This window comes from Corynebacterium tuberculostearicum (assembly GCF_016894265.1).
Taxonomy (GTDB): Bacteria; Actinomycetota; Actinomycetes; order Mycobacteriales; family Mycobacteriaceae; genus Corynebacterium; species Corynebacterium tuberculostearicum_D.
The window spans coordinates 384,543-409,811 of sequence record NZ_CP069791.1 but is presented as its reverse complement, the minus strand read 5'-3'; the positions used below and the strand labels follow the sequence as shown (position 1 = coordinate 409,811).

23 protein-coding genes, 3 tRNA genes and 1 other RNA gene are annotated in these 25,269 nt (G+C 63.3%); 23 read left to right on the top strand and 4 right to left on the bottom strand.

Annotation, left to right across the window (positions count from 1 at the left end; translation table 11 throughout):
- The first annotated feature begins 19 nt into the window (after window positions 1–19).
- The 8 genes from I6J28_RS02090 to I6J28_RS02055 all read left to right on the top strand — a co-directional run bounded on the left by I6J28_RS02090 (window position 20) and on the right by I6J28_RS02055 (window position 8,253).
- On the top strand, window positions 20–793 hold the full coding sequence (locus I6J28_RS02090) for an LppP/LprE family lipoprotein (protein ID WP_239282688.1): 774 nt from the start codon (window positions 20–22) through the stop codon (window positions 791–793).
- A 92-nt stretch (window positions 794–885) separates the two neighbouring features.
- Window positions 886–2,250: a magnesium transporter gene (mgtE, locus tag I6J28_RS02085; RefSeq protein ID WP_204610489.1), complete on the top strand. Its 1,365-nt coding sequence runs from the start codon at window positions 886–888 to the stop codon at window positions 2,248–2,250.
- A gap of 260 nt (window positions 2,251–2,510) precedes the next feature.
- Complete coding sequence (locus I6J28_RS02080) at window positions 2,511–4,085, top strand: SLC13 family permease (protein ID WP_204610487.1); 1,575 nt, start codon at window positions 2,511–2,513, stop codon at window positions 4,083–4,085.
- Window positions 4,086–4,135: 50 nt separating this feature from the next.
- Entirely contained in the window at window positions 4,136–5,209 is a 1,074-nt protein-coding gene (locus I6J28_RS02075) for a GTP-binding protein (RefSeq protein ID WP_204610485.1), read from the top strand.
- 119 nt (window positions 5,210–5,328) lie between these two features.
- Window positions 5,329–5,401, top strand: a tRNA-Arg gene (locus I6J28_RS02070).
- 522 nt (window positions 5,402–5,923) lie between these two features.
- Window positions 5,924–6,115, top strand: a complete 192-nt coding sequence (locus I6J28_RS02065) for a hypothetical protein (RefSeq protein ID WP_204610484.1) — start codon at window positions 5,924–5,926, stop codon at window positions 6,113–6,115.
- Window positions 6,116–6,352: 237 nt separating this feature from the next.
- Window positions 6,353–7,216 carry an acyltransferase family protein gene (locus tag I6J28_RS02060; RefSeq protein WP_430516390.1) on the top strand — a complete coding sequence of 288 codons (864 nt, stop codon included), beginning with the start codon at window positions 6,353–6,355 and terminating at the stop codon, window positions 7,214–7,216.
- Between the two features lie 2 nt (window positions 7,217–7,218).
- Complete coding sequence (locus tag I6J28_RS02055) at window positions 7,219–8,253, top strand: trypsin-like serine protease (protein WP_204610482.1); 1,035 nt, start codon at window positions 7,219–7,221, stop codon at window positions 8,251–8,253.
- On the opposite strand, the gene I6J28_RS02050 is transcribed toward I6J28_RS02055, so the two are convergent.
- Window positions 8,250–9,278, bottom strand: a complete 1,029-nt coding sequence (locus I6J28_RS02050) for a prephenate dehydrogenase (protein WP_204610481.1) — start codon at window positions 9,276–9,278, stop codon at window positions 8,250–8,252. The two genes, I6J28_RS02055 and I6J28_RS02050, sit on opposite strands and share 4 nt — an antisense overlap.
- 39 nt (window positions 9,279–9,317) lie before the next feature.
- Between I6J28_RS02050 and I6J28_RS02045 the strand changes: the two genes are divergently transcribed.
- From I6J28_RS02045 to tgt, 6 genes are all read left to right on the top strand, one after another.
- Window positions 9,318–9,797, top strand: a complete 480-nt coding sequence (locus I6J28_RS02045; RefSeq protein ID WP_204610480.1) for a tRNA adenosine deaminase-associated protein — start codon at window positions 9,318–9,320, stop codon at window positions 9,795–9,797.
- A gap of 25 nt (window positions 9,798–9,822) precedes the next feature.
- Window positions 9,823–10,254, top strand: coding sequence for a nucleoside deaminase (locus I6J28_RS02040; RefSeq protein ID WP_204611388.1), 432 nt, complete (start codon window positions 9,823–9,825; stop codon window positions 10,252–10,254).
- A 51-nt stretch (window positions 10,255–10,305) separates the two neighbouring features.
- Window positions 10,306–10,506: a CsbD family protein gene (locus tag I6J28_RS02035; RefSeq protein WP_204610479.1), complete on the top strand. Its 201-nt coding sequence runs from the start codon at window positions 10,306–10,308 to the stop codon at window positions 10,504–10,506.
- Window positions 10,507–10,597: 91 nt separating this feature from the next.
- A tRNA-Ser gene (locus I6J28_RS02030) sits at window positions 10,598–10,685 on the top strand.
- 202 nt (window positions 10,686–10,887) lie between these two features.
- Window positions 10,888–13,461 carry an MMPL family transporter gene (locus I6J28_RS02025; protein WP_204610477.1) on the top strand — a complete coding sequence of 858 codons (2,574 nt, stop codon included), beginning with the start codon at window positions 10,888–10,890 and terminating at the stop codon, window positions 13,459–13,461.
- Window positions 13,462–13,463: 2 nt separating this feature from the next.
- On the top strand, window positions 13,464–14,708 hold the full coding sequence (gene tgt / locus I6J28_RS02020; protein WP_204610475.1) for a tRNA guanosine(34) transglycosylase Tgt: 1,245 nt from the start codon (window positions 13,464–13,466) through the stop codon (window positions 14,706–14,708).
- On the opposite strand, the gene I6J28_RS02015 is transcribed toward tgt, so the two are convergent.
- Entirely contained in the window at window positions 14,693–15,367 is a 675-nt protein-coding gene (locus I6J28_RS02015; RefSeq protein WP_430516385.1) for a queuosine precursor transporter, read from the bottom strand. The two genes, tgt and I6J28_RS02015, sit on opposite strands and share 16 nt — an antisense overlap.
- Window positions 15,368–15,400: 33 nt before the next feature.
- Between I6J28_RS02015 and gluQRS the strand changes: the two genes are divergently transcribed.
- Genes gluQRS through I6J28_RS02000 form a run of 3 tightly spaced genes read left to right on the top strand, consistent with a single transcriptional unit; the run spans window position 15,401 to window position 18,232 of the window.
- The gene (gene gluQRS, locus I6J28_RS02010) at window positions 15,401–16,294 is read left to right on the top strand and encodes a tRNA glutamyl-Q(34) synthetase GluQRS (protein ID WP_204610472.1); all 894 of its coding nucleotides are present in this window, start codon (window positions 15,401–15,403) and stop codon (window positions 16,292–16,294) included.
- Between the two features lie 11 nt (window positions 16,295–16,305).
- Window positions 16,306–17,886 (top strand): cation:proton antiporter, encoded by a 1,581-nt coding sequence (locus I6J28_RS02005; RefSeq protein ID WP_204610471.1) that lies wholly within the window; start codon window positions 16,306–16,308, stop codon window positions 17,884–17,886.
- Window positions 17,887–17,896: 10 nt separating this feature from the next.
- Window positions 17,897–18,232, top strand: coding sequence for a hypothetical protein (locus I6J28_RS02000; protein WP_005323168.1), 336 nt, complete (start codon window positions 17,897–17,899; stop codon window positions 18,230–18,232).
- Between the two features lie 93 nt (window positions 18,233–18,325).
- Here the strand turns inward: I6J28_RS02000 and I6J28_RS01995 are convergent.
- A tRNA-Ser gene (locus tag I6J28_RS01995) sits at window positions 18,326–18,414 on the bottom strand.
- Window positions 18,415–18,593: 179 nt separating this feature from the next.
- Here I6J28_RS01995 and ffs point away from each other — a divergent pair.
- From ffs to recR, 6 genes are all read left to right on the top strand, one after another.
- Window positions 18,594–18,692, top strand: an RNA gene (gene ffs, locus I6J28_RS01990) — signal recognition particle sRNA small type.
- A gap of 60 nt (window positions 18,693–18,752) precedes the next feature.
- Window positions 18,753–20,024: an aminotransferase class I/II-fold pyridoxal phosphate-dependent enzyme gene (locus I6J28_RS01985; RefSeq protein WP_204610470.1), complete on the top strand. Its 1,272-nt coding sequence runs from the start codon at window positions 18,753–18,755 to the stop codon at window positions 20,022–20,024.
- Window positions 19,909–20,568, top strand: a complete 660-nt coding sequence (locus tag I6J28_RS01980; RefSeq protein WP_239454641.1) for a suppressor of fused domain protein — start codon at window positions 19,909–19,911, stop codon at window positions 20,566–20,568. The genes I6J28_RS01985 and I6J28_RS01980 overlap by 116 nt, the downstream gene beginning before the upstream one ends.
- Window positions 20,569–20,586: 18 nt before the next feature.
- Window positions 20,587–22,965 (top strand): DNA polymerase III subunit gamma and tau, encoded by a 2,379-nt coding sequence (locus I6J28_RS01975; RefSeq protein WP_204610469.1) that lies wholly within the window; start codon window positions 20,587–20,589, stop codon window positions 22,963–22,965.
- 62 nt (window positions 22,966–23,027) lie between these two features.
- Window positions 23,028–23,396 (top strand): YbaB/EbfC family nucleoid-associated protein, encoded by a 369-nt coding sequence (locus I6J28_RS01970; RefSeq protein ID WP_005327377.1) that lies wholly within the window; start codon window positions 23,028–23,030, stop codon window positions 23,394–23,396.
- Window positions 23,397–23,467: 71 nt separating this feature from the next.
- Window positions 23,468–24,124: a recombination mediator RecR gene (gene recR, locus I6J28_RS01965; protein ID WP_005323161.1), complete on the top strand. Its 657-nt coding sequence runs from the start codon at window positions 23,468–23,470 to the stop codon at window positions 24,122–24,124.
- Window positions 24,125–24,148: 24 nt separating this feature from the next.
- On the opposite strand, the gene I6J28_RS01960 is transcribed toward recR, so the two are convergent.
- Window positions 24,149–25,240: an HNH endonuclease signature motif containing protein gene (locus I6J28_RS01960; protein ID WP_204610467.1), complete on the bottom strand. Its 1,092-nt coding sequence runs from the start codon at window positions 25,238–25,240 to the stop codon at window positions 24,149–24,151.
- Window positions 25,241–25,269 lie beyond the last annotated feature (29 nt).

Genomic DNA, 25,269 nt, shown 5'->3' with positions numbered 1-25,269 from the left:
GGCGCTGTATATTATGCCTATGCCTAAATCCCTATCTCTCCCTCTTGCCGTCCTCGCGGTGACCGCCGTTGCCGCCTTGAGCGGCTGTTCCAATTCCACTGACTCCACCGAGGCCGCGGATAAGCCGAATTTCACCGGCACTGCCCCGAGCTCCTCTGCGGCGGCCGCTTCCGATACAGAGGCCGAGTCTCAGTCCTCGGCCACGGACTCCCCGGCAGAAGAAACCACCACCGAAGCCGCAGCGGATAAAGATGAAAACGATGCAGACAAGGACGCCGAGGGCGGCGGGAAAAATAAGATCATCCCGGTAGAGGCCCTCGATTCCCTGTGGGTACCGGCGTTGTGCGATAACCAAGCTGGCAACCTAGAAGGCGGCTTTTTGCCGGAAAACCTGAAGGCCGGCTACCCCCATGCGATGGCTGGCCTGAAACGGAATCAGGACGATACGCCAAAGGGCGCCTACGCGGATATCAACGGTGATGGCAGGGACGAAGCCGTTATTACCTACGTCTGTAATAAGGGCGGTACGGGGTGGCCGGATAACTTGCTGATCTATGACAACGACCTGAATTACCTCACCAAGGTGGATGATTGGGAACGCGAGGGAATGCCACCCGCGCGTGGGCATATCCAGCAGCTGCAGTGGACCAAAGATACGGTCACCGTTACCTGGCGTGCCTATGCTGACGATGACCCGGCCTGCTGCGCTACTGAAGAATTCACCGGAAACCTCACGTTGGACGGGGATAGGCCGCACCTTGCGGTAACCGGTCACCGGCAGGTTGCCGGCTAGCGGAGTTCCCTGCATCATGGCGTAGTCTAAATGGGCTGAGGATAATACTCAGGGGGAATAAATACCCAAGGGCAAGGAAGGTAGACAGGGCGATGGCGGAAACCACCAAGCAGGCTAGCGATATCGTCGAGGCGTGGCTGAAGCAAGAAGATGCCATCGATCCGCAAAAGGCCCCGCGCCTGCAAGAGCTTTTGGATAAGGTGCCGCTGCAGGAGCTCATCGCCGTCGTCGAGCGGCAAAATGCCATCCGGGCGGCTTTGGCTTTGCGACTATTGCCGCGGCGAAAATCCATTGTGGTGTTCGATGCGCTGGATGCTAAACATCAGGCCGATATCATTGATGAGCTGGGCAATGCCGATGTTTACGAGTTCTTCGATGAGCTCGATCCGGAAGACCGCGTGGCCCTGCTGGATGAGCTGCCCGCAGAAATCGCGGATCGCCTGCTGCGCTCGCTGACCCAATCCAAGCGCGATGTCACGGGCGTGGTGTTGGGCTATGACAAGGGGTCGGTGGGCCGCCGCATGTCGCCCGAGGTGCCCGTAATCCACCCAGAGATGAGCGTTAAGGACGCGCTATTTAAACTGCGGGAGACGGCGAATGAGCTAGAAACCATCTATACCGTGCCCATCACGCGCGAAGATCGGCGCCTGGTGGGCGTGGTGAGCCTGCGTGAAATTTTTACCGCCGATGCCGCTTTGACCATGGCCGATATTATGCACGATCCCATCTTTGCTCGTGCCGGTGCTGATGCCGAGGAAACCGCGCGTTGGTTCCTGCCATTGGATATCCTCGCGTTGCCCATTGTGGATGATTCGCACCGCCTCGTCGGCCTGCTGACGTGGGATGACGCTACCGATATCGTGGAGGAAGAAGATAGCGAGGACTCTGCTCGCGCCGGCGGTACAGAGGCTCTCCAGCAGCCGTACCTGTCGACGCCGCTGCTTAAGCTGGTACGTTCGCGCATCGTGTGGCTGCTCGTGCTGGCCGTCTCTGCGCTGCTGACGGTGCAGGTGCTGGATTCCTTTGAAGACACACTGGCCAAAGCTGTGGTTCTCTCGCTCTTTATTCCGCTGCTGACCGGTACCGGTGGAAATACCGGCAACCAGGCGGCTACCACGGTGACGCGTGCCTTGGCGCTGGGCGACGTCCGCACGCGCGACCTTCTCGCCGTCATGTGGCGCGAGCTGCGCGTCGGCATGCTGCTCGGCGCTGTGCTGGGACTAGCCGGCCTGGCGCTGGCCACCCTGGTCTATGGCCTAAGCATCGGCCTCGTCATCGGCTCGACGCTGTTTTTGATCTGTTCCATTTCCGCGACCGTCGGCGGGCTTATGCCCATCGTGGCTAAGACCATCGGCGCCGATCCGGCGGTCTTTTCCAACCCCTTCATCTCTACCTTCTGCGATGCCACGGGCCTGATTATCTACTTCCTGATTGCCAAGACCGTGCTGGGTATCTAGCGCGCCTCCCTACGGTTCGGGGGTGGGGAAGTGGTGGGGTCATTTCTGGTTTCGGGCAGGTGCAGTGTGTGCTCTACGGGGGTGCGGGGGTGACTGTGTGTGGCGGGATATGGTTTCTGCGTCACATGTTTTGTATGGTCAGTGCATGCTTCGCAGTGAACTGGATAACTTTCGGTCTGCTGCCTCGGCCTAGCTAATAAACTGGGAAATACGGAGCATAACCCACAGCACAATCCCCTCTAAGTGAAGGAGCGCGCGGTATGACCACCCCGCATACTCACGAATCTACCGCCCACACCGAAGGTGACGAGGCCCCCGGGGCGCCGCGCAGCGAGTGGCGCCGCCAGTTCATCGGCCTTTTCATCGGCTTGGGTTTGGCCGTACTGGTCTTCTTTATCTTTCCCTCGAATGCGATCGAGACCGTACAGGGCTCCGCGGGTGCAGATCCGGAAGCCGAGTACACGCTTAGTGCCATCCGCACCGTCGCCGCAGTAACCATTTTGATGGGCGTGTGGTGGATGACCGAGGCCATTCCGCTCGCCGCCACCGCGCTGCTGCCGCTGGTCATCTTCCCGCTCGCCGGGGTGGGCACGATTAAGGAAGTAGGCGCCCCATACGCGTCCGCCACCATTTTCTTGTTCATGGGTGGCTTCCTTATCGCGCTTGCCCTGCAGCGCTGGAACCTGCACCGCCGCCTAGCGCTGTACGTGGTGAAGATCATCGGCACCTCGCCCAAGCGCCTGATCTTGGGATTCATGCTGGCCACCGGCTTCTTGTCCATGTGGGTATCTAATACCGCCACGGCAGTGGTGATGCTGCCGATCGGTACCTCGGTGCTCGCGCTGACCGCGGAAACCGTAGGTGGTTGGGATAAGCAGAAGAAGTTTGCCACGGCACTGATGCTCGGTATCGCGTATTCCGCCTCCATCGGTTCGCTGGGTACGCTCATCGGCACCCCGCCGAATGCCTTCCTTAATGCATATATGGCCGATACCTGGGGCGTGACCCTCGGCTTTGGCCGGTGGATGGCGGTTGGTGTGCCGCTCGCCGTGATCTTCTTGCTGATTGCCTGGGCCCTGCTTATCACCATTTTCAAGCCGGAGATGAAGGATATTCCAGGCGGGCGCGAGCTCATTAACGACGAAATTAAGGCACTCGGCCCCTGGACCCGCCCTCAGATCATGACCGGCATCATCTTTGTCCTCGCCGCCGCAGCCTGGGTTACCCTGCCTTTGGTCCTCAAGAAATTTGAGAATTATGACGATGCCATCGTGGGTATCGCCGCCGGCACCTTGCTCTTTATCCTGCCCGCGGATAACCAGCGCCGCATCCGTTTGCTGGACTGGAAGACGGCCAATGAAATGCCGTGGGACGTCCTCCTGCTCTTCGGCGGCGGCCTGTCGCTGTCCTCGGTCTTTAATTCCTCCGGCCTGTCCCTGTGGATTGGTGAGATGGCCAAGGGGCTAAGCGTCCTGCCGGTTGTCCTCATCGTCTCTGCCGTGGCTGCGCTGGTGCTCTTCCTGACGGAGATCACCTCCAATACCGCGACGGCGGCTACGTTTATCCCGATTATGGGTGGTGTTGCCGTGGGCGTGGGGCTTACTGCCGATGGCGATATCAACGTCCTTCTCCTCACCATCCCGGTGGCCCTCGCGGCAACCTGCGCATTCATGCTTCCTGTCGCTACCCCGCCGAACGCCATTGCCTATGGTTCTGGCTACGTCAAGATTGGCGAGATGATCAAGGGTGGCCTTGGCCTCAATATCATCGGCATCTTCCTCATCACGCTGACGGTGTACTTGCTGGCAGTGCCAATCTTCGGCCTGTCCATTTAAGATTAGGAGCTTCGTAGCCATTCCCTAATGAAAAACGTTACCATTAGGGAATGGCTACACCCGTTACTGTACTGTCCGGATTTTTGGGCAGCGGAAAAACCACGCTCTTGAACCACCTGCTTGCCAACCGCGAAGGGCGCAAGCTTGCCGTCATCGTCAACGACTTCTCCGAGGTAAATATCGATGCCGCCCTCGTTGCTGGCGAAGGGCACCTCGAGCGCGGCGAGGACCGCTTTGTCGAGCTATCCAATGGCTGTATCTGCTGCACCCTGCGCGAAGATCTCATCGAATCCGTAGGTAAGCTGGCCCGCTCCGGCCGCTTCGATCAGATCGTCATCGAGTCCACTGGTATTTCCGAGCCTATGCCCGTGGCCGCCACCTTTGAATGGGAGTTTGCGGACGGCACCACGCTTGCCGACGTCGCCCCTATTGACACCATGGTCTCTCTCGTGGATGCTTCCACCTTTCTTGATTACCTGCGTCGCGGCAAGAGCCTCGCGTCCGAGAATATTGAGGCCACACCCAGCGATGATCGCACCGTGGCGGACCTACTCGTGGACCAAGTCGAGTTTGCTGACCTCATCCTTGTTACCAAGACCGATCTGGTTGATGCTGCCGAAACCGAACGTGTCATCGCGACCGTTCGCGCTATGAACCCCCGTGCTCGAGTCGTAATGGTCACCGATGGTGCCATTGACCCACGGCTGGTCCTTGATGCCCACCTGTACGACGCCGCCACTGCCGCGACTTACCATGGCTACGCCGAGGAGCTGGCTAAGCCGCACACGCCCGAAACCGAGGAATATGGCATTTCCTCCGTCGTTTTCCGCGCCGACCGCCCCTTTAACCGCGACCGTCTGCTCGCCGCCCTTCGTGCCAGTACCGGCCTGGTGCGCTCTAAGGGGTATTGCTGGCTCGATACCGATCTTCAACTCGCCCACGCTTGGCAGCAGGCTGGGCCTAACCTTCAAATCCTGCCCGCTTCGCTCTGGGCTGCAAATGATGTGACGCCCGGTACCGAAATTGTCCTTATCGGTATCGACTTCGATCACCGGTCCACCCTCAGGGCGCTTCAGGGTGCCTTGCTTTCCGACGCCGAAGTTGCCGCCCTCATCGCTTCCTAATTGCCTCCGTTTCCGTCAGGTGAACGGCGGGTGAACAGGCGATTTGTTAGTTTTCCGGACCGTGGGTATAGTAAATTCTCGTTGCACAGCAGAGCACACGCACTGCTTACCAACGGTCTGCGCCCGTAGCTCAACGGATAGAGCATCTGACTACGGATCAGAAGGTTGGGGGTTCGAATCCCTCCGGGCGCACAAATGTCATGAGTCGCGACATGTTTGACAGATGAGTCGCGACATCGTTAACAAACCGGCATTCCAGTTGCTTTTTGTTCTGGGGTGCCGGTTTCTTCGATCAGGCGAGCAGTGCCAGGGCGCATCGTTCCAAGCAGCAGTACCAAGACGCCGTAAGAACACCTACGTCTGACGGGCGGAGCCCTTTCCCTCTTGGGCTCTAGAAGGTGCCTTAGGCCCTGAATGGCCGCACTCTATTTCGACGCCACCGGATTGGCGTACAGCTTTGACGATGGCCATATTGCGGTTAGGACTGTTCATAGTGTCAAACATGTCCCGACTCACCAGTCAAGCATCACCCGACACGGTAAGGTAGCCCTAAGCGTCAAATATGTCGCGGCTCACCTGTCAAGCATCACGACGATTCCCTCAGGCACAGACTGTCAAATATGTCATGAACTCAGACACCTCCGGGCGCACAAAATCAGCCGCCTTCGGGCGGCTTTTCTTGTATCTTAGCCCGCCTCACCCAGGTCTCGATCTATGAAGTCTTCCTCGCTTGTTTCCGGCCTCATTGCCGGCGCCATCCTTGGCTTAATGCTGTGGCTGGGCTCTGGCATGTTCTGGCTCTTTTTGGCCGGCTTGGCCATCGGCATCGCCGCAGCCCCGCTTCTAAAGCTGGCCGCCGATCCTTCCCGTTCGCGCAAGCGCCGCGATAGTTCCTTCCGTGACTAGTCCCGCACCGCTGTACACCGTGCTCCACACAAGTCTCACTCAATCCACTTATAAAATGCAGGACACGTATAAAATATTTGCAGCAACCTTCCAGACAGACTTAGTAGAAAAAGAAAGTCTTTATTAACAAGGGGAGCGTGGCGACGCGTTCCCCTCCGTCTTGAAGGAGAACGCTAGGTGTTAGCACCCTCGCGCATTGTAGGGCTCGATATAGTCCGCTCACTTGCGATTATCGGCATGATAGTTCTGCATATGGCCTCATTGGTGTGGCATACCAAGGTCATTTTAAATGGCCTGCCCGCAGCACTATTCGCCGTTCTGGCCGGCGTCACGTTGATGCTTATTTCCCGCGATTTCACGGCGACGACGTTCCTGCGCATCATCGCTCGCGGCTGCATAATTACGCTTATCGGCCTCGCCCTGCTGCCCGTGGGCGGTGAGATTCAAATCGTCCTCGTGGTCATCGGCATCACGATGATCTTGGTGTCCTGGGTTCCGCCGCTGCGCTGGTGGTGGAAGCTCCTGCTCCTCGCCGCTGCCACCGCCGCCGCGACTATAAAATATGCGCCGCTGACCCTTCCGCAGGTCTATCCGCTGCTGGCCTATTGTGCTTATTTCCTCGCTGGCATGCTGCTCTATGAGGTCTATATCCGCAGCTCCCGTGCTGCTGCCCAGTGGGTGTCCACCGGCATCGCAGCAGCCGTTGCGGCTGCCGGCTTTTACTTCCGCTTTAACCCGGATATGCCAGGCTGGCTGCGTTTTACCGGCCACACCGGCGTGCTAGGAGAGATTGTCCTATCCATCGCCGTCGCCGCCATCGTCCTCCACCTATGCCTGCTTATCGGTCGAGCGGTGCCTAAGCTGGCGTATCCCTTTGCTGCGCTGGGGGCGATGTCGCTAAGCATCTACATCCTGCATGTGCTCACCGCTTACTACTGGCAGAGCCACGTCTCCCTCCACAACACCGGGTGGGCCTGCGCGTTTATCGCCTTCTTCCTCGTCCTCGCGAGCCTATGGCGCCGCCTGATAGGGAAGGGGCCGGCCGAATGGGCCGTCGCTAAGACCATCGCCATCGCCGTTCCTGCCGGAAAGAAGGACTAATCATGCAGCACAAAATCTTCCCCGCTCTCCTTACCGCCGGCATCGTGGCATTAACCGCCGCCCCTGCCAGTGCCCTCGAGCACGGTGAGCCGGCCCCAGACTCGGCGGCGTCTCGCACCGTGGCGCAGTTGAAAATCGGGCGCGTGGGCAGCTTCGGTGATTGCACCGGCACCCTCGTGGCTACCCAGTGGGTGCTTACCGCCCGCCACTGCCTCGAGTCCGTCAACAATGAGGGCACGCAGGCCTGCATCAATGGCACCACCTACGACGCTGATTCGTGGGCACTATCCCCGCTTGCCGACGCCGCCCTTCTCCACCTCACCACCCCCGTCACCGACACCACCTCGGCCGAGATTTCCACTCACGTGCCAGAACCTGGCCAGCGCGGCACGCTTTACGGCTGGAGCAGCAGTTCCTCCATGGCACGCCGTGGCCAGCTGCCGCAGGCGGAGATGGAAGTGGCCGAGTTCCTCGGCGCCGACCCTGCTAGCCCCGCCAGCTCCACCGCACCAGGTGCCGCAGACGCCTCCGAGGTTGGCGCCGAGGTTGCCGCCGAGGATGCCGCTGGCGGAGAAAGCATTCCTGCGGCCGAGGCCATGCCGGGGCTCAGCGCACCAGAGGGGACAGAAAGTGTGCCGGCCGGCGAAGCGATGCCGCTGATTGAAAGCGCGATCCTTGATGTGCACTCCACCGGCCGCGCCGGCATGCAGGGCGGTGACTCCGGCGGTCCCTTCTTCGTCGACGGAAAGCTTGCCGGCCTGGCCACCGCGGGAACGGCGAATGGGGATCCGGACTTGCCCTCGCCAAGCGCGGCAATCACCACGCTGGCCGGCACCAAGGATTGGATAGAAGGCGTGGTGAGCGACCGCGATAAAGGCGCCATCCTTTCCGCTAAGACCACCCCTGAACCGCCGAAAACCCCGCAGACCAGTGCAGATCATGCGGGGCTCTATGCGGGCATAGCCGCCATCGGCCTGATCGCCGCCGCGGTGCTGGCGCGGATTCCCCGTCTGCGCAACCGCGGCCGCAAGGGCTAGAAAATCTCGATGCGTCCGCCCAGGGACTCGGATTGGCGCAACTGTGCCACCCACTTCGGGCCGCCTGGGTGCAGGCGCAGCACCGGGCGCGAAGAAATCTTGACCGGGGAGACCGATTCCTTGCGCGCGCCGGAGCGGGCATCGATGCGGGTGCGGGCGCGGTAGCCGGCGTCGGTAAGCTCAGCGATGGAAGGCTCGGGGGAATCGAGCTTTTCTCGGGCATCGCGCAGCAAGTCCAAGGCCTCGTCCAATGCTTCCACCAGCGCCGGCGCATTGGTCTCGCACATCTGCTGCACCAGCTCCGGGTGCGTGCCGGCCACGCGGGTAGCGTCTTTGAAAGAACCGGCAGACAGGGACTGTGCCAGGATTCCGCCGTTATCGCCCACCACGGCGAGGATCTCCGCAAAGACGTGTGGCAGGTGGGAAATGCGCGCCACCGCGGCATCGTGATTAGCCACGCGGATAGGAACCGCCTCTGCGTGCACCATCTGGGTCATGCGCACGACCTCGGTGAAGGTCTCAATCCACTGCTTCGGAATCTTTTCCCCGCGCGCCTCACACTCGGCGGCGTAGTCATAGGTAATGCCCCACGCCGCGCGGCGGAACAGGTCCTTCTGCGAGTTATCCCAACCGGACTTGGACGTGCCCGCCATCGGGTGGCCGCCCACGTAGCGCGACTCCATTCCGCGCTCCAATACCTGCTGGCGTACGGCTGTCTTAACGGAAACGACGTCCGTAATACCGCAGCTCGGCGCGTGCTCCTGAATGGCGTCGAGCACCTCGCCCACCGCGCCCATAGGCACGGCTATGACAATGAGCGCGTTCTCCGTCTCCGCGCGGGTCAAAATCGCCGGAAGAACATCGGTGACGTCAAAACCCTGTTTTACTGCAGTGCGGGCGCCGGACGTGGAGTGGTTGTAGCCAAAAACGGGGTGATTGTATCCGGCGAGATCGCGCAGCAAAGAGCCGCCGATGAGGCCGAGGCCGATAATGCAGATGGGGCGTTGAACATCTTGAGAACTCACGATGACAATTGTGGCACAACACGACTAATCTCACGAGGTATGAGCAACGAAAATTACTCCTTCGCAGTAACCGTCGCCCGCAACGCGGGCCAATGGCTGGTGCGCAGCTTCAACGATGATTTTGAGGATCCGCAGACCTCCATCAATGCGGTGCGCAGCCTGCGTTCCGAGGGCGCTGCGTTCGCGCTGCTGTGCGTGGAGGACGCCTATTTTATTGCCGTGCGCCCGGTGCCGGGCGGGGTGAAGATGCTCATCTCGGATGCCACCTATGGCGTGGACGATGACTTTGCCGCCGATTTCATGGATATCAACGATCATGAAATCCCGGATGTGGACCCCGAAGAGGCCGATCCTTATGGCGAGGGCGATTTCGATATCTTCGCCGACCTTGGCCTATCCGAGGACCAGGTGGGCTACATCATCGACAACGACGATGACTGGCCTTCCGATATGTTGCTGCGCATCGCCGGCGAGCTCGGCTTTGGCGATGAGTTGGAAGACGTCATTGATAACGCCTGAGCCCTTGCTGCGCGCTGAGGCTCGGATGCGCCGCGCCCTCGACGTCGCCAAGCGTACGCCGGCCGGCGACGTCCCCGTGGGTGCGGTGCTTTACGACGCCGCCGGAACCGAACTTGCCACCGGCGTCAACCGCCGCGAAGAGCTGGCGGACCCCACCGCCCACGCCGAGGTCGAGGCCATTCGCCAGGCCGTCCGCGTGCACGGCGATGGCTGGCGGCTTTCTGGCTGCGAACTCGTTGTCACCCTGGAACCTTGCGCCATGTGTGCCGGTGCGTTGCAGGCCGCGCGGGTGTCTTCCGTCGTCTTCGGCGCCTTTGAACCCAAGACGGGCGCGTGCGGCTCGCTTATCGATGTCCTGCGTGCCCCCACCGCCCCCTTTACCCCGCAGGTCCGCGGCGGCGTCCTCGAAGGTGAATGCGCTGGGTTGCTCCGAAACTTCTTCGACGGCCTGCGCTAAACGCGCGTACACTGGGCGTTATACAACAACCGTCTACTCAAAGGAGTGATTATGGGCGATTTGGAAAACAAGAAGGATGGCCTCGTAGGCAAGGCAAAGGAAGCCTACGGCGACGCTACCGGCAACGAGGACGTAGCTAACGAGGGCAAGGCCGACCAGGTCACCTCCGAGGCTAAGGACAAGCTGTCTGACGCCGCTGAAGGCGTTAAGGACAAGGCCAACGAGGTTATCGGCGGCCTGAAGGACGACTAATCCTCGTTCCTCGTTTCCACATCTCGCTGCGCTGGCACCCCGCCGGCGCAGCGATTTTGTCGCTCGGGCCCACTCCCGTAATCTGGAACGCGGTGGCGTGTCCGAGCGGCCGAAGGTGATCGCCTCGAAAGCGATTGTTGGGTAACCCCCAACCGCGGGTTCAAATCCCGCCGCCACCGCACCGGGATCCCGGCCTGTTTGCGCAGGTCGGGATTTTCTTTTGCCCAATTTTCCGGGAGGCGCGGGGAATCCGGCTGGCTGGCCGCCAGCTGTGAAAACTGGGACGCAGGTGGCTTCGCGATAGGGGATTAGAGGGGATGGCCACTACACTAGGGCAAAGTTCAACCCGTCCCCCACGCGAATGCAAAGGTACATCTACCCGTGGCTAAACTGCTTTATCGTCTTGGGCGCTGGTCTTTCCTCCATAAGTGGAAGGTCATCGTGGCATGGCTGCTGCTGCTCGCCGCCGTCGGCGGTGCCGCCGCCTTGCTGATGAAACCGATGACGAGCGAGTTCTCCATCAAGGGAACCCCGTCCATCGACGCCACCTACAAGACCATGGACCTCTTCCCAGAGGGCGGCAACCCTGCCAACTCGCCCTCGGTCAACGTGGTCTTCAAGGCCCCAGACGGCCAGAAGCTTTCTGATCCCGCCAACCGCGAGGCTATCGACGCCACCATCTCCTACCTCGAGGACAACCTAGAGATGGGCGATACCACGCGCTTTGGCAACCCGCTTGAGGTCTCGCCGCGATTGCAGGATCAGGTCATCCACCAGTTCACGGATATGGGATTGCCGGAAGCATCCGCCCGCGCGGACGCGGACAACCTCGCCATGGTCAATGATGACGAGACCATTGCCTATACCACCTTTAATTTCGACGCCGAGTCGCCCTATAGCGTGGAGCAAGAAGATAAAGACACCGTCACCGAGGCGATGAACATCGCCCGCGACCGCGGCCTCACGGTAGAGGGCAATGGTGCCGGCTTCGGCGATGAAATTGCGGTCAATTCCACCTCTGAGATCATCGGCCTCGGCGTTGCCTTTATCGTGCTCATCTTTACCTTCGGCTCCCTGGTGGCCTCGGGCATGCCTTTGGTGTCCGCCGTTATCGGCGTGGGGCTCGGCGCCCTGGGCATGTTCATTGCCACCCACTGGATTGAGCTCAATAATATGACCCCGGTTCTGGCCATCATGATTGGCCTTGCCGTGGGCATCGACTATGCGTTGTTCATCCTGTCGCGTTACCGCGCCGAGCGCCGCCGCATGGACGGGCCCGATGCCGCAGGCATGGCGGTGGGAACCGCCGGCTCCTCCGTGGTCTTTGCCGGCGCGACGGTCTTTACCGCGCTCTTCGCGCTCCTCATTGCGCGCATCGGCTTCCTGACGGCGATGGGCTTGGCCGCCGCCGGCACCGTGGCCATCGCCGTATTGGTCTCGCTGACGCTCATCCCCGCGATGCTGGGCGTGCTGGGCGATAAGGCCTTCAATGGCCGCATCCCCGGCGTGGCCGGCAACCCGACCCGCAAGGGCAAGCGCCGCCGCGGGCCTACCATGGGCAACCGCTGGGTGCGCCTGGTTCAGAAGGTCCCCGGCCTGGCCATGGCGCTGGTTGTGCTCTCCTTGGGCGCGATGACCGCGCCGGTGCTCCACATGGAGCTCGCCCTTCCGGCCGATACCACCTCCAATCCCGATACCACCCAGCGCAAGGCCGCCGACATCATGTCCGAGGGCTTCGGCCCCGGCGTCAATGGCCCCTTCCTCGCCGTGGTCGATGCCCACACGGTCAACGCGGATGCCGGCGCCCTCGCCCCGCTTGTCGACGCCCAATCCCGGCCCGAACCAGCCCCCGCTCCTGCGCCGGAGCAGGACGCAGCCGAGAATGCTGCCCCTGAAGAGGAGATGCCTGAGCAGCCGCAACAGGACCAGCCCGCAGCCGAGCCGGAAATCGCCCCGGCCGCCGAGGTAGTAGACACCTCCGCAGACGCTGCGGACAATTCCTCGCCGGAGGATAAGGCCGCGCTCGCGTCCTTCCTGTACACCGCGGACCAGCTCAAGGGGCTGGGCGGCGTGAAGCACGCGCAGATCGTCGGCCTGAGCCAGGACCAGCGCGCCGCGCAGATCATGGTCAGCCCAGAAACCGCGCCGACGGACGCCGCGACGGTCAACCTTGCGCACGCGCTGCGCTCGGCCACCAGCGAGATTGAAGACGCCACCGGTACCGACATCGGCTTGACCGGCCTGACCGCCGTGCAGCTCGATATCACCGAGCGCCTCGAGGAAGCCATGGCGCCGTACCTGGCCATCGTCGTGGGCCTGGCCATCGTGCTGCTGCTGTTGGTCTTCCGCTCCATCCTGGTGCCGCTGGTTGCCGGCCTGGGCTTCCTGCTGTCCGTCGGCGGCGCCTTCGGCCTGACCGTTCTGGTCTGGCAGGAAGGCCTGTGGAACCTGGTTCCCGCGCCGGGCCCGCTGATTTCCTTCATGCCCATCTTCCTCATCGGCGTGACCTTCGGCCTTGCGATGGATTACCAGGTCTTCCTCGTCACCCGCATGCGCGAGCACATTTCTCGCCACCCGGAGGGCACCGGCGGGCGATATAACGCCGTCGACGAGGCCACCATCACCGGCTTTACCCAGGGCGCCCGCGTGGTGACGGCCGCGGCAATTATTATGATTTCGGTCTTCGTGGCCTTTATTAATCAGCCGCTGCCCTTCATCCAGATCTTCGGCTTTGCCCTAGCCGCCGGCGTGCTTTTCGACGCCTTCTTTATCCGCATGACCCTCGTCCCTGCCACCATGTTCCTCATGGGCCGCGCGACGTGGTGGATGCCGAAGTGGTTGGCGAAGATTCTGCCCACCCTGGATATCGAAGGCACCGCCTTGGAAGAAGAATGGGAAGCTAAACACGCCGCCCCGGCCCCAACCCCTAGCCCTGCAGACAAGGAAGAAGAGTAAAGATGGACTTGAGTTTCGACGTCGGCAAGCGCCTGCCTGAAGGCCCCGGCAAGCACGGCCGCAGCGGTGTCATCCACACCCCGCACGGTGATATTAAGACCCCGGCCTTCATCCCAGTGGCCACCAAAGCCACGGTCAAGACGCTGACCCCGGAGCAGATTCGCGCCACCGGTGCGCAGGCCATCTTGTCGAATGCGTATCACCTCTACCTGCAGCCGGGCCACGACATCGTGGACGAGGCCGGCGGCGTGGCCAAGTTTGAAAACTGGCACGGCCCGACCTACACCGATTCCGGCGGATTCCAGGTCATGTCCCTGGGCGTGGGGTTCAAAAAGGTCCTTGCGATGGATATTGCGGATCTCAGCGATAAGGACATCCGCGCCGCCAAGAAGGAACGCATGGCGCAGGTGGACGAGGACGGCGTGGATTTTAAATCCGTCATCGACGGCTCCAAGCACCGCTTTACCCCCGAGAAGTCCATGCAGATCCAGCACGGGCTGGGCGCAGACATCATGTTTGCCTTCGACGAGCTGACCACGCTGGTTGATACGCGCACCTACCAGGAAGAATCCGTCGCGCGCACGCACCGCTGGGCCAAGCGCTGCCTGGACGAGCACGACCGCCTCACCCGCGAGCGCGCCCACCGCCCGAAGCAGTCGCTGTGGGGCGTTGTTCAAGGCGCGCAGTACGAGGATCTGCGCCGCCAAGCCACCCGCGGCCTGCTCGACCTCGACCGCGCCGCCCGCGAGGACGGCAAGCGCGGCTTCGGCGGCTTCGGCATCGGCGGCGCGCTGGAAAAGGAAAACCTGGGCACCATCGTCGGCTGGGTCTGCGATGAGCTACCCGAGGACAAGCCGCGCCACCTGCTCGGCATCTCCGAGCCGGACGATATCTTCACCGCCGTCGAGGCCGGCGCCGATACCTTCGACTGTGTGGCGCCCACCCGCTTGGCGCGCCGCGGCGGCGTCTACACCCTTGACGGCCGCATGAACCTTACCAATGCGCGCTTCAAGCGGGATTTTGCCGGCGTGGACGAGGAATTCGGCGGCTACGTATCCGAGAATTACTCTCGCGCCTACCTGCACCACCTGCTCAAGGCGAAGGAATTCCTCGCCGGCACGCTGTGCACCATCCACAATGTGGAGTTCATGATTCGCTTGGTGGATAATATCCGCGCCGCCATCGACGGCGGCTACTACGAGGCCTACCGCGATGAATTCCTCGGCCGCTACTACGCCGGCAAGTAGTCCTCGCGCTTCTTCACCCACTTAATGACCGCGGCCGTCACCGGCAGCATGACGGCCTCCATCAGGGTCTTCCACACGAAGCCCACGACGACGTAATTGATGAACCCGCCCACGGTGTCTACGCCGATAACCGGCGCGGCGATGGCGCAAAAGAGTAGCGTATCGCCGAACTCGCCCACCACGGTGGAGGCGATAAGGCGCGCGAAGAGGCCCTTTTCGCCGGACCGCTTCTTCATGGCGGTCAGCGTCCAGGCATTCAGCAGCTGGCCCACCAGGTAGCCGGCCAGCGAAGCTGCCAGGATCTGCGGCATCAGGCCGAGCGTGGCGGCGAAGGCCTCTTGGCCCTCGTAGAAATCGGCTGCCGGCAGCCAGATGGCGATATAGAAGCACACGGCCGCCAGAATTGCCATCGCGAAGCCGATGTAGACCGCGCGCCGGGTGGACTTGAAGCCATAGCACTCGGAGAGCACATCGCCGACAATATAGGCCAGCGGGAAGAGGAAGAAGGCGCCGTCGGTAACCAGCGGGCCGAGCTGGACGCCCTTGGTGGCGTTGATATTAGAAATCAGGAAGGTCACCACAAACACGGTGACCAGCCAGGGGTAGAGGGTGGAGCGGACGGGAATGAAGCGCACCTCAGCGCCGTTCGATTTTTCCATGCCCGCCATTGTGCCAGCCCGTAGACTGTGGGCATGAATTCCGCGACCACCGGCGCCGGCCGCTACGCGCCCAGCCCCTCTGGCGATCTGCACTTTGGCAACCTCCGCACGGCGCTTCTGGCGTGGCTTTTCGCCCGGTCGACGGGCAGGCGCTTTGTGGTGCGCGTGGAGGACATCGATAAGCAGCGCTCCTCCCAGGAGTCGGCCGAGCGCCAGCTTGCGGACCTGCGCGCGCTCGGGCTGGACTGGGACGGCGAGGTCATCTACCAGCACGACCGCGACGCCGCCTATGAGCAGGCCCTGTCCCAGCTGCCGACCTACGAGTGCTATTGCTCCCGCAAGGATATCCGTGAGGCCTCCCGCGCCCCGCACGCCATTCCCGGCCAGTACCCGGGCACCTGCCGCAACCTCACCGAAGACCAGCGCGCGGCCAAGCGCGCCGAGCTTGCGGCCCAGAATCGCCAGCCTGCTCTTCGCCTGCTTGCCGACGTCCCCACATTCACCATCCACGACGCCCTCCACGGCACCTATACGGGCGACGTGGACGACTTTATCCTGCGCCGCGGCGGCCAGGATGCTGGATGGGCCTATAACTTGGCCGTCGTCGTCGACGATGCCTACCAAGACATCGACCAAGTGGTCCGCGGCGATGACCTGCTCTCCTCCGCGCCGCGGCAGGCCTACCTCGCCTCGCTGCTTGGCATCGAACCGCCGGAGTATATCCATGTCCCGCTCGTACTCAATGAATCCGGCGAGCGCCTGGCCAAGCGCGATGGCGCGGTGACGCTGCGGGAGATGGGGGAGGAGGGGGACGTCGTCAAGCAGCTGGCGGCCTCGCTGGGGTACGAAGCTCACAGTGCCGCGGAGCTGCTCGCGCAATTCGCGCCCGATCGACTCAGCCCTGAGCCTTATATCTGGCGCGGGTAAAATCTGAGCCCATGGAAGTTCTACTGGTGCTCATTGGGCTCATGCTGCTGACCGTGTTCGTCGTCGCCATCGGTGACAAGATTGGGCTGCCGTGGCCGGCCCTGCTGACGATCATCACCGCCTGCGCGGTCTTCGTGCCCGGCCTGCCCCAGTTCGAGCCGCCAACCGAGCTCATCCTGCCCATTTTTCTGCCGCCGCTGCTGTGGGCGCTGGCCCGGCGCACCTCGTGGGGTGTTATCCGTGAGCAATGGGTGACCATCTTGAGCCTGTCCGTGCTTTTGGTGGTCGCCACCACGCTGGCCGTCGGCGCTACGGCTTACGCCTTCCTGCCGGGCATTAGCCTGGCCGCAGCCATCCTCATCGGTGCGGCCATCGCCCCGCCGGACCCCGTCGCCGTTGACGCCGTGGCCGATCCTGCAGGCATCCCACGCCGCATCATCACCACCTTGCAGACCGAGGGCCTGTTTAACGATGCCGCCTCCATCGTCGCCTTCAACCTAGCCTTGACGGCCGTAACCCAAGGCGATGAGCTTTCCTTCGGCGGCGGCGTGCTCAACTTCTTCTACTCCGCATTCGTCGCGGGCGGCCTCGGCTGGGGCGTCGGCCGGCTGGTGGCGCTGTTTATTACCCACGTCCACGACGTCACCGCGCGCAACGCACTGACCTGGGTGACGCCGTTTGCGGTCTACCTCATCTCGGAGGAACTCGGCGCCTCCGGCGTTATCGCCGTGGTCATTGCGGCCGTGGAGCTTAATTCCCGTGCCGATATCCAGGCCGAAGACCGCCTGTCCGGCCAGTCCTTCTGGGAGACCATCGAGCTGCTCTTTACCGGCGTGGCCTTTGGACTCATTGGCCTGACGGTCAATACCGCTATCGGGGAGGTGGGCTCGGACCTATGGCACTCCGTGGTGGTGGGCGTCATCTTGTCCCTTGTGGCCTTCGTCGTTCGCTTGGTGTGGATGTACATCTATTACCGCATCAACGTCTCCCGCGGCCGCCCGCGCGTGGCGCCGCTGCGCCTGCAGGAGGTGCTGCTGATGACGTGGTCCGGCATGCGCGGCCTCGTCACCTTGGCACTGGTTTTGTCCATCCCAGCCGGCGTGTTCAGCTTCCACCACGAACTGGCGGTCATTGCGCTGACCGTTCTCCTGGTCACGATGGTGGTACCCGGCCTGCTGCTGCCGTGGCTGATGGAGCGCCTCGACCTCACGGAGGCCTCCCAGATTGCCAGCGATAAAATGCGCGCCGCCGTGGTGAGCCGCGCGCGTGCGGCCAGCATCGAGGCCCTGTCACACTTCCGGCCGGACGGCCACATTACTGCCGACGCCGAAAAGGTCGACCCCGAAATTTCCGCCAACGTGATTCAGTGGTTCGAGGACCGGCTGGGCGATGGCGAGGATGTTTCCGATGATTCCCGCAAGCAGCGCGCCTGGCAGGCCCGCCACGTGGCTCTGGAGGCCCGCCGGACCGCTTTGGCGGCGGCGCAGGAGGAGCTGCTACGCATGCGCGGCGATCGGGCTTATAACCCGGCCATTGTGGACGAGGTGCTCGAGGAGATTGACCGCATGGTTCTAGGCGCCAAGCGCCACTAGGCTGGGCGGCATGGATCCCTTCGATTATGCGCAGCTTGAGGACGCGCTGGATTACCTCTACGACTTCCTCGACCAGGACCTAGCGGACCGCGTGCGCGCCGAGCGCGAATATGTCCCGGCCGGGTTGGAGGGCCTGCTTGCCGACGACTCCCTCGACGACTACGTCTGGCTCTGGATCAAGGACCCAGGCCCGAATGGCTTCCGGCAATACCTGCGCGATGGGGGCTATTCCGAGGCCGAGGTCTCCCAGGCTTTCCTCTGGGCGCGCACCGAGTGGGGGATGAATACGCCGCCGCACGTCGCGTGGCTGAAGGCGGATGGCTATGAGCCACCGGTCATCGATTAGGGAGGAGGGGAGCGGCGTCGGCAAGCGCGCCGCGCGCCCGTATACAACAAAAATCCCGGCTCCATGCTGTGTAGCAGGAGCCGGGATTTTCTGTGGCGGAGGATGTGGGATTTGAACCCACGAGGGGCGTGAACCCCGCACGCGTTCCAGGCGTGTGACATAGGCCGCTAGTCGAATCCTCCGAGAAGAAACATTAGCAGCCGTGGCAATTATTTTACCAATCGCCAGGTCAGGGCCTATTTTCGGCGATCTAAGGCCGTTTTGTGTCGAATGGTCCTTGGGCCGCGCGCCGGTGGGTGGTGGCGGACCGTGCGGCCGGAGGTCCATTTGGCTAAACCGGCGCGCGGACGTTAAAGTATGGGGCAGGATTCCGCGTGGCGTCCATCCTCTGAACTCCCCCAGGGCAGGAATGCAGCAAGGGTCAGGAGGCTCTGGCGGGTGCGCGGGGTCCCCTTTTTGTATGGCGTGCGTTACAATTGGGGGCTGAAAGTCGCCCTATACATGGAAGGTAGACATACGCATGTCGCTTCTTACTTTGGAATCGTCCGAACTCGCGGAGCTCGCCGCCCAGGTCCGTAAGGACTACGAGGACCTTAAGGCTAAGGGCCTGAAATTGGACCTGACCCGCGGAAAGCCGGCCAAGGCACAGCTGGACCTCTCCAATGATTTGCTGGCGCTGCCCGGCCCGGGCCATTACACCGATGCGGCCGGAAACGACCTGCGTAACTACGGCAACCAAAAGGGCATCAAAGAACTGCGCGATATCTGGGGCAAGCTGACCAACATGGACCCAGAGCTGCTCGTGGCCGCAGACTCGTCCTCGCTGAACATCATGTTCGACCTGATCTCTTGGGCGTTTCTCTTCGGCACCAATGATTCTGCGCAGCCGTGGAGCAAGGAAGAAAAGCTCAAGTGGATTTGCCCGGTGCCGGGCTACGACCGTCACTTTGCCATCACGGAGCAGTTCGGCTTCGAGCTGGTTACAGTGCCAATGGAGGAGGACGGTCCGGATGTAGAGGCCGTCGAAAAGCTGGTAGCGGATCCGGCAGTCAAGGGCATGTGGGTAGTGCCGATGTTCGCTAACCCCACCGGCGCCGTGATTTCTGAAGACAAGGCCCGCCGCCTCGCCCGCATGGAGGCCGGCGCGCCGGATTTCCGCATCGTGTGGGATAACGCCTACGCGGTGCACACCCTGACCGAGGACTTCCCGGAAATCCTGCCGATTCTGGATATCGCAGCGGAGGAAGGCAACCCGAACCGCTTCTGGGCCATGTCTTCTACCTCGAAGATCACCTTCGCGGGCGCGGGCGTGGGCTTCTTCGGCACCTCGGAGGACAACCTCGAGTGGTACCTGGAGCACGCGGGCATCCGCGGCATCGGCCCCAATAAGATTAACCAGCTGGCGCACCACGAGTTCTTCGGCTCTGCCGAGGGCGTGCGCGCGGTGATGCGCCGCCATGCCGCGCTGATCAAGCCCAAGTTCGATGCCGTGCTGCGCATCCTAGAAAAGCGCCTCGGCGAGTACGAAGTGGCGCAGTGGACCAACCCGAAGGGCGGCTACTTCATCTCCCTCGACGTCGTCGACGGCACCGCCAACCGCGTCTGGGAGCTGGCGCGCGATGCCGGCATCCTGCTCACCCAGGCCGGATCCGCCTACCCTTATGGCCAGGACGACAATGACCGCAATATCCGCCTCGCCCCAACCCTGCCGCCGCAGGAAGAGGTCGAGGCCGCGATGGACGGCGTCGCCACCTGCGTCCTGCTCGCCGCCGTGGAGAAGCTGGGGGCCTAAAATCAACGCCGACGAGTCTGCCCTGTGGCTGAGCGAGCTTATCCCGGCGCCGCTGGAGTTCCGCTACGTCGATAAGCGCCGGCTGGGCCTTGCCTCGCTTGCCGACGCCCAATCGCTCGCCCTCACCACCACCTTCAACACCACCGACACCGGCCTGCAAAACCAGGACGACGGCACCGATGTGCGCTGCGAGCTGCTCACGGTGGCGCGCACCGGGCAGCCCGAGGTGGCCGCCGCCATCAACGCCGCGGCTGACACCTTCGAAAAGGCCGACGGCCTGCTGCCGGCGCAGCCGGGCGTGATGCTGCCGTCCATCCTCGACGTCCCAGATATCACCGTGCACCACGGCCTGTTCATCGCCCCGTACCTGTGGGGCGGGCAGACCCCGCAGTTTCGGGAGGAGGGCCGCCTGACCCTCATCTTGCAGCTAGTCATGCTGACGGATTCGGAATATGCGTTTGGGGTAGAAGAGGGCGTCGGCAAGCTGCAGGAGGCGGTGGCCGAGCAGGGCATTGACCTGCTGGACTGGTCGCGCGAGGGTTAGCCGGTAAACTGGCTAACCGTGGCTTTATACCGGAAATATCGTCCAGCAACGTTCGCGGAGGTCGTGGGCCAAGAGCAGGTCACCACGCCGCTATCCGCCGCCCTTGACGCAGGGCGCATCAACCACGCCTACCTCTTTTCCGGCCCGCGCGGCTGCGGCAAGACCTCCTCGGCGCGGATTATGGCCCGCTCGCTCAACTGCGAGCACGGGCCCACCTCGACACCGTGCGGCAAATGCGATTCCTGCGTCTCCCTCGCCCCCGGCGGCCCCGGCAACCTGGACGTGACAGAGCTCGACGCCGCCTCGCACAACGGCGTGGAGGACATGCGCGAGCTGCGCGACCGCGCCTACTACGCGCCGGCCGAATCGCGCTACCGCATCTTCATTATTGACGAGGCGCATATGATTTCGCCCTCCGGTGCGAACGCGCTGCTCAAGGTGGTGGAAGAGCCGCCCGAGCACGTCATTTTCATCTTCGCGACCACGGAGCCGGAGAAAATCATCGGCACCATTCGCTCGCGTACCCACCACTATCCCTTCCGCCTGCTGACCCCGCCGGCCATGAAGGGCCTGCTGCAGCGCACCGTTGCGGCTGAGGGCGTACAGGTCGAGGACGCCGTGTACCCCATGGTCATTGAGGCGGGCGGCGGTTCCCCGCGCGATACTTTGTCTCTGCTGGACCAGCTGCTAGCCGGCGCCGGGCCCGATGGCCTGACCTATGACCTTGCCCGGCCGCTGTTGGGTGTCACCGATGTCTCGCTGCTTGACGACGCCATCGAAACCCTCGCCAACCAAGACAAACCCGGCCTCTTCGCGATGGTCGACCACGTCATCGAGGCCGGCCACGATCCGCGCCGCTTTGCCGTCGATTTGCTCGACCGTTTGCGCGATTTGATGATTCTGCAGGCCGTGCCCGGCGCCATCGAGGCCGGCCTCGTCTCCGCGCCCACCGACCGCGCCTCCGTGCTCACCGCCCAGGCGCAGCGCTTTTCCGGCCCGCAGCTGACTTACCTGGCCTCCACGGTCAACGACCGCATCAGCGACCTCACCGGTGCGACTTCACCGCGCCTGCTGCTGGAAATCATGTGCGCGCATCTGCTTATCGGGTCCACCGGCCCCGCTGCTGCCGCGCCGGCACCCGCAGCGGCTCCCGCCTCCGCCCCCACTGCCAACGCTGCCGCGGTCTCGCCTGCGCCGGCTGGCCCTGCGACCCCGGGCGGTGCTCCCGCGGCCAACTCCGCCGTCGCCGGTGCTCAAGACCCCCAGTCCGCCGCTGCTGCCATCATCGCTCGCCGCCGCGCCAAGTCCCAGGAGCAGCAGGCTTCTGCCCCGTCTTCTGCTCCAACCTCAGCACCGGCCGCTCAGCCGCAGCCGCAGGCCCCGTCGCAACCGGAATCGCAACCGAAGGCGCAACCCGAGCAGCCGGCGGCCGCCGAGGCGCAACGCACGCAGAAGCCTCAGAACCAAGAGTCGCAGCCGCAACCGCAACAGCAAGAGGCTGGAGACCCGTGGCAGCGTGAGCGGCAAATCCCGCAGGCAGAGGTGCCCGGGCAGCAAACGCCGCAGCCGACGCAGCCAGCACAGAGCGAGGCACCGCACTCAAGGCCGGCCCAGGAAGAGCAGCGCGAGCCACTGGAGAAGCCCGTGCCGGCCCGCGCGGAGGAATCTGTCCAGGAAACCAAGCCGGAATCTGGGGCGGAGTCTGGCGCAGAGAAGGCGTCGGAAATGGCGCAGCCGCAGGCGGCGGAGGAGCCGGCGGGCGACTTCGCAGAGGCCGTGAGGGAGAAATGGGTGGCGCTGAGGGGGAGCGTCGGAAAGCGGAATAAGGTGGCCGAAATCATGCTGGCCGAAGCCCGCGTGCTTGGCTTCCGCGATGGCACCCTGACGCTGGGGCACACCACCGGCGCGCTGGCCGAGCGCATCAACGCGCCCGCCAATAACGCCGTCATCGTGGAGGTGCTCAAGGAGGAGTTCCAGCGCGATGTGGCCGTGACCTGTGTGGTGGGCACCGACCCGAAGACCGCCGGTTTCGATGCCCCGCGGCCGCCACAGCGCAAGGAAGCGTGGACGCCGAATCAGCCGGCGCGCGAGCCGGCCGACGACCAGGAGGCGGAGAGTAAACCGGAAAGCAAGCCTGGCTGGCGCTCGCGCATCGCACGGGCGACGCAGGCCGCTAAGCAGCGCGATGAATCGCAGTTCAGCAATGGCGTGCCTCTTCCGCCCGAGCCTGAGCCGGACTTTGCAGCGCCGCCCGAGGAGCCGCCGGCCTACACCCGCGACGACGAAGAGCGCGACATGATGGAGGCTGCACAGTCCACCGGCGAGATGGATCATCGCAGCGCTACCGAGGTAGCTATGGAACTGCTGGAGCGCGAGCTGGGCGCGCGGCGTGCCTAACCGGCAAGCACGGTACACTCGGGCAGTAGCGAAATTTACAGTTGATTTAGAAAGGAAACGACATGGCTGACCAAGACCCAATGCAGCAGGCAAATGACATGAACGACCTCATCGCGCAGGCCGCGCAGGTGCAGGCAGACCTGCAGAAGGCGCAGGAAGAAATCCTCGCCACCAACGTCGAGGGCCAGGCAGGCAACGGCCTGGTTAAGGTGACCATGACCGGCGGCGCCGAGCTCGTGGACCTGCAGATCGATAAGTCCGTCGTGGACCCAGAGGACGTCGACACCCTGCAGGACCTGGTCATGGGCGCGTTCAAGGAGGCCCACGCTGCGGCCGGCCGCCTGGCACAGGAAAAGATTGGCCCGCTGTCCCAGGGCATGGGCGGCCAGGGTGGCCCGTCTTTTGAGGATGTCTTCGGCGGCAACCAGTAGTCCGCGCGATACGATAAAAGGCCGTTGCCCCGCGTTGGGGCCGCGGCCTTTTGCTGATTTGGGAGTAATTGATGTTTGAAGGACCTCTGCAAGACCTCATCGACGAGTTTTCGCGCCTGCCGGGCATCGGCCCGAAGTCGGCGCAGCGCATCGCGTTTCACGTTTTGCACATGGAGCCCGAGGACATCGAGCGGCTGCAGAACGCGCTGGGCGCGGTGCGCGACGGCGTGACCTTCTGCCGCATCTGCTGCAATATTTCCCGCGAGGATGTCTGCCGCATCTGCATTAATTCGCAGCGCGACGCCTCGACCATATGCGTGGTGGAAGAGCCGAAGGATATCCAGGTCATCGAGCGCACCGGAGAGTATGAGGGCCGCTACCACGTCTTGGGTGGCGCGCTGGATCCGCTAGCGAATGTGGGCCCGCGCGATTTGAATATTTCCACGCTGCTGCAGCGCCTGGGCGGCGTGCTGCCGGACCGCGAGCTGGCGGATTCCACCCCTGAAGCCCCGCTTTACGACGCCACCCCCACCATCCACGAAGTCATCCTCGCCACCGACCCCAATACGGAGGGCGAGGCCACCGCCGCATACCTGGTGCGGTTGCTGCGCGACTTCCCTGATTTGAAGATCACCAGATTGGCCTCCGGCATGCCGCTCGGAGGCGATCTGGAGTTCGTGGACGAACTCACCTTGTCCCGCGCGCTTTCTGGCCGCCTGACCATTTAGCGCGGGTGAGCGCGCGAGCGCGGACTAAGGTACGGCAGCCGTGGGGCCGGTTCGCCCGCGGCCGGTGAACACTGGCGGCCCGTGTGCTTTGCTTGCCGTCCCGTTATCTGCGCTGCTGTGTATACCGCTGTGGCCGCTATGCATGCTGCCTGGCGAAGCGTTGTGCCGGCTGGCGGGCGGGAGCCAGGCGATTCGGCCGTTGACGCGGGCCATGCGGCCGCGGCTCGGCAGCCCATTGATGGAGTTGTGATACGGGCACAGCAGCGTCATGTTTTCGGGGTGGGTGAGGCCGCCGCGGGAGTATTCGATGAGGTGGTGGGCTTGGCATTCGGCGGCGGGGCGTCGGCAAGCGGGCCAGGCGCAGTGAGCGCCTTCGGCCTCGAGCATGCGACGTTGCTTCGCGGAGGCCTGCCGGGTGCGGTAGAGATTGACGGGGCCGCGCTCGGGGTGGATGAGCGTGAAAAGGCCGGCGCCGGCTAGGGTGCGGCGGATGAGTTCGGCGCCGGTGATGGTCGCGCCATTGGTCATGGCGAGGCGGATGTCATCGCCGTCGCCGGCCAGGATTTTCAGGTAATCCGGCAGCTCGATGATGACATTAGTGGTCACGGTCGCGGGCGCGGCGGCGCGGGAACCGGTGAGCCAGGCCAGCGGGTCGGATTTGGCGGCGGCCCAGATATCGGCCATCTGCGCGGCGGGGCCGGTGAAACTCAGGGTAGTTTTCTCGCCGTGCATGATGCGGCGGCCGCCGTCTTCGCGCTCGGGCGGCGGGTTGATTTCGCGCAGCAGCCGGGTCGCCGCGCGCGAGACCTGCGCGGTGGTGCCGGCGGTGGCGCACAGCTTCTCGCGGAATTGCCAGCGCTTGGTGGGGTCAGAAATGCCGCGCGAGCGGCGGGCGATGAGCGCGAGGGTCTCCAGGCTGTGTTGGTTGCGGCGCGCGGCGGCCAGGGCGCGGGATTGGTAGCGCGAGTGGCTGGTGGGCGAGAGGAAGGCCGCGGCGGTGCGGCGCACGGTGCGCGCTTGGTCCGCGGGCAGGGGCAGGCTGGAGGCGGCGTGGGCCTCTTCGAGAAGTTCCACGCCGCGCTTAGCGATGTCGCCCAGCTGCTCCAATAACGTCATGCCCCGCAGCCTATGGGCGGGGGCAAGCC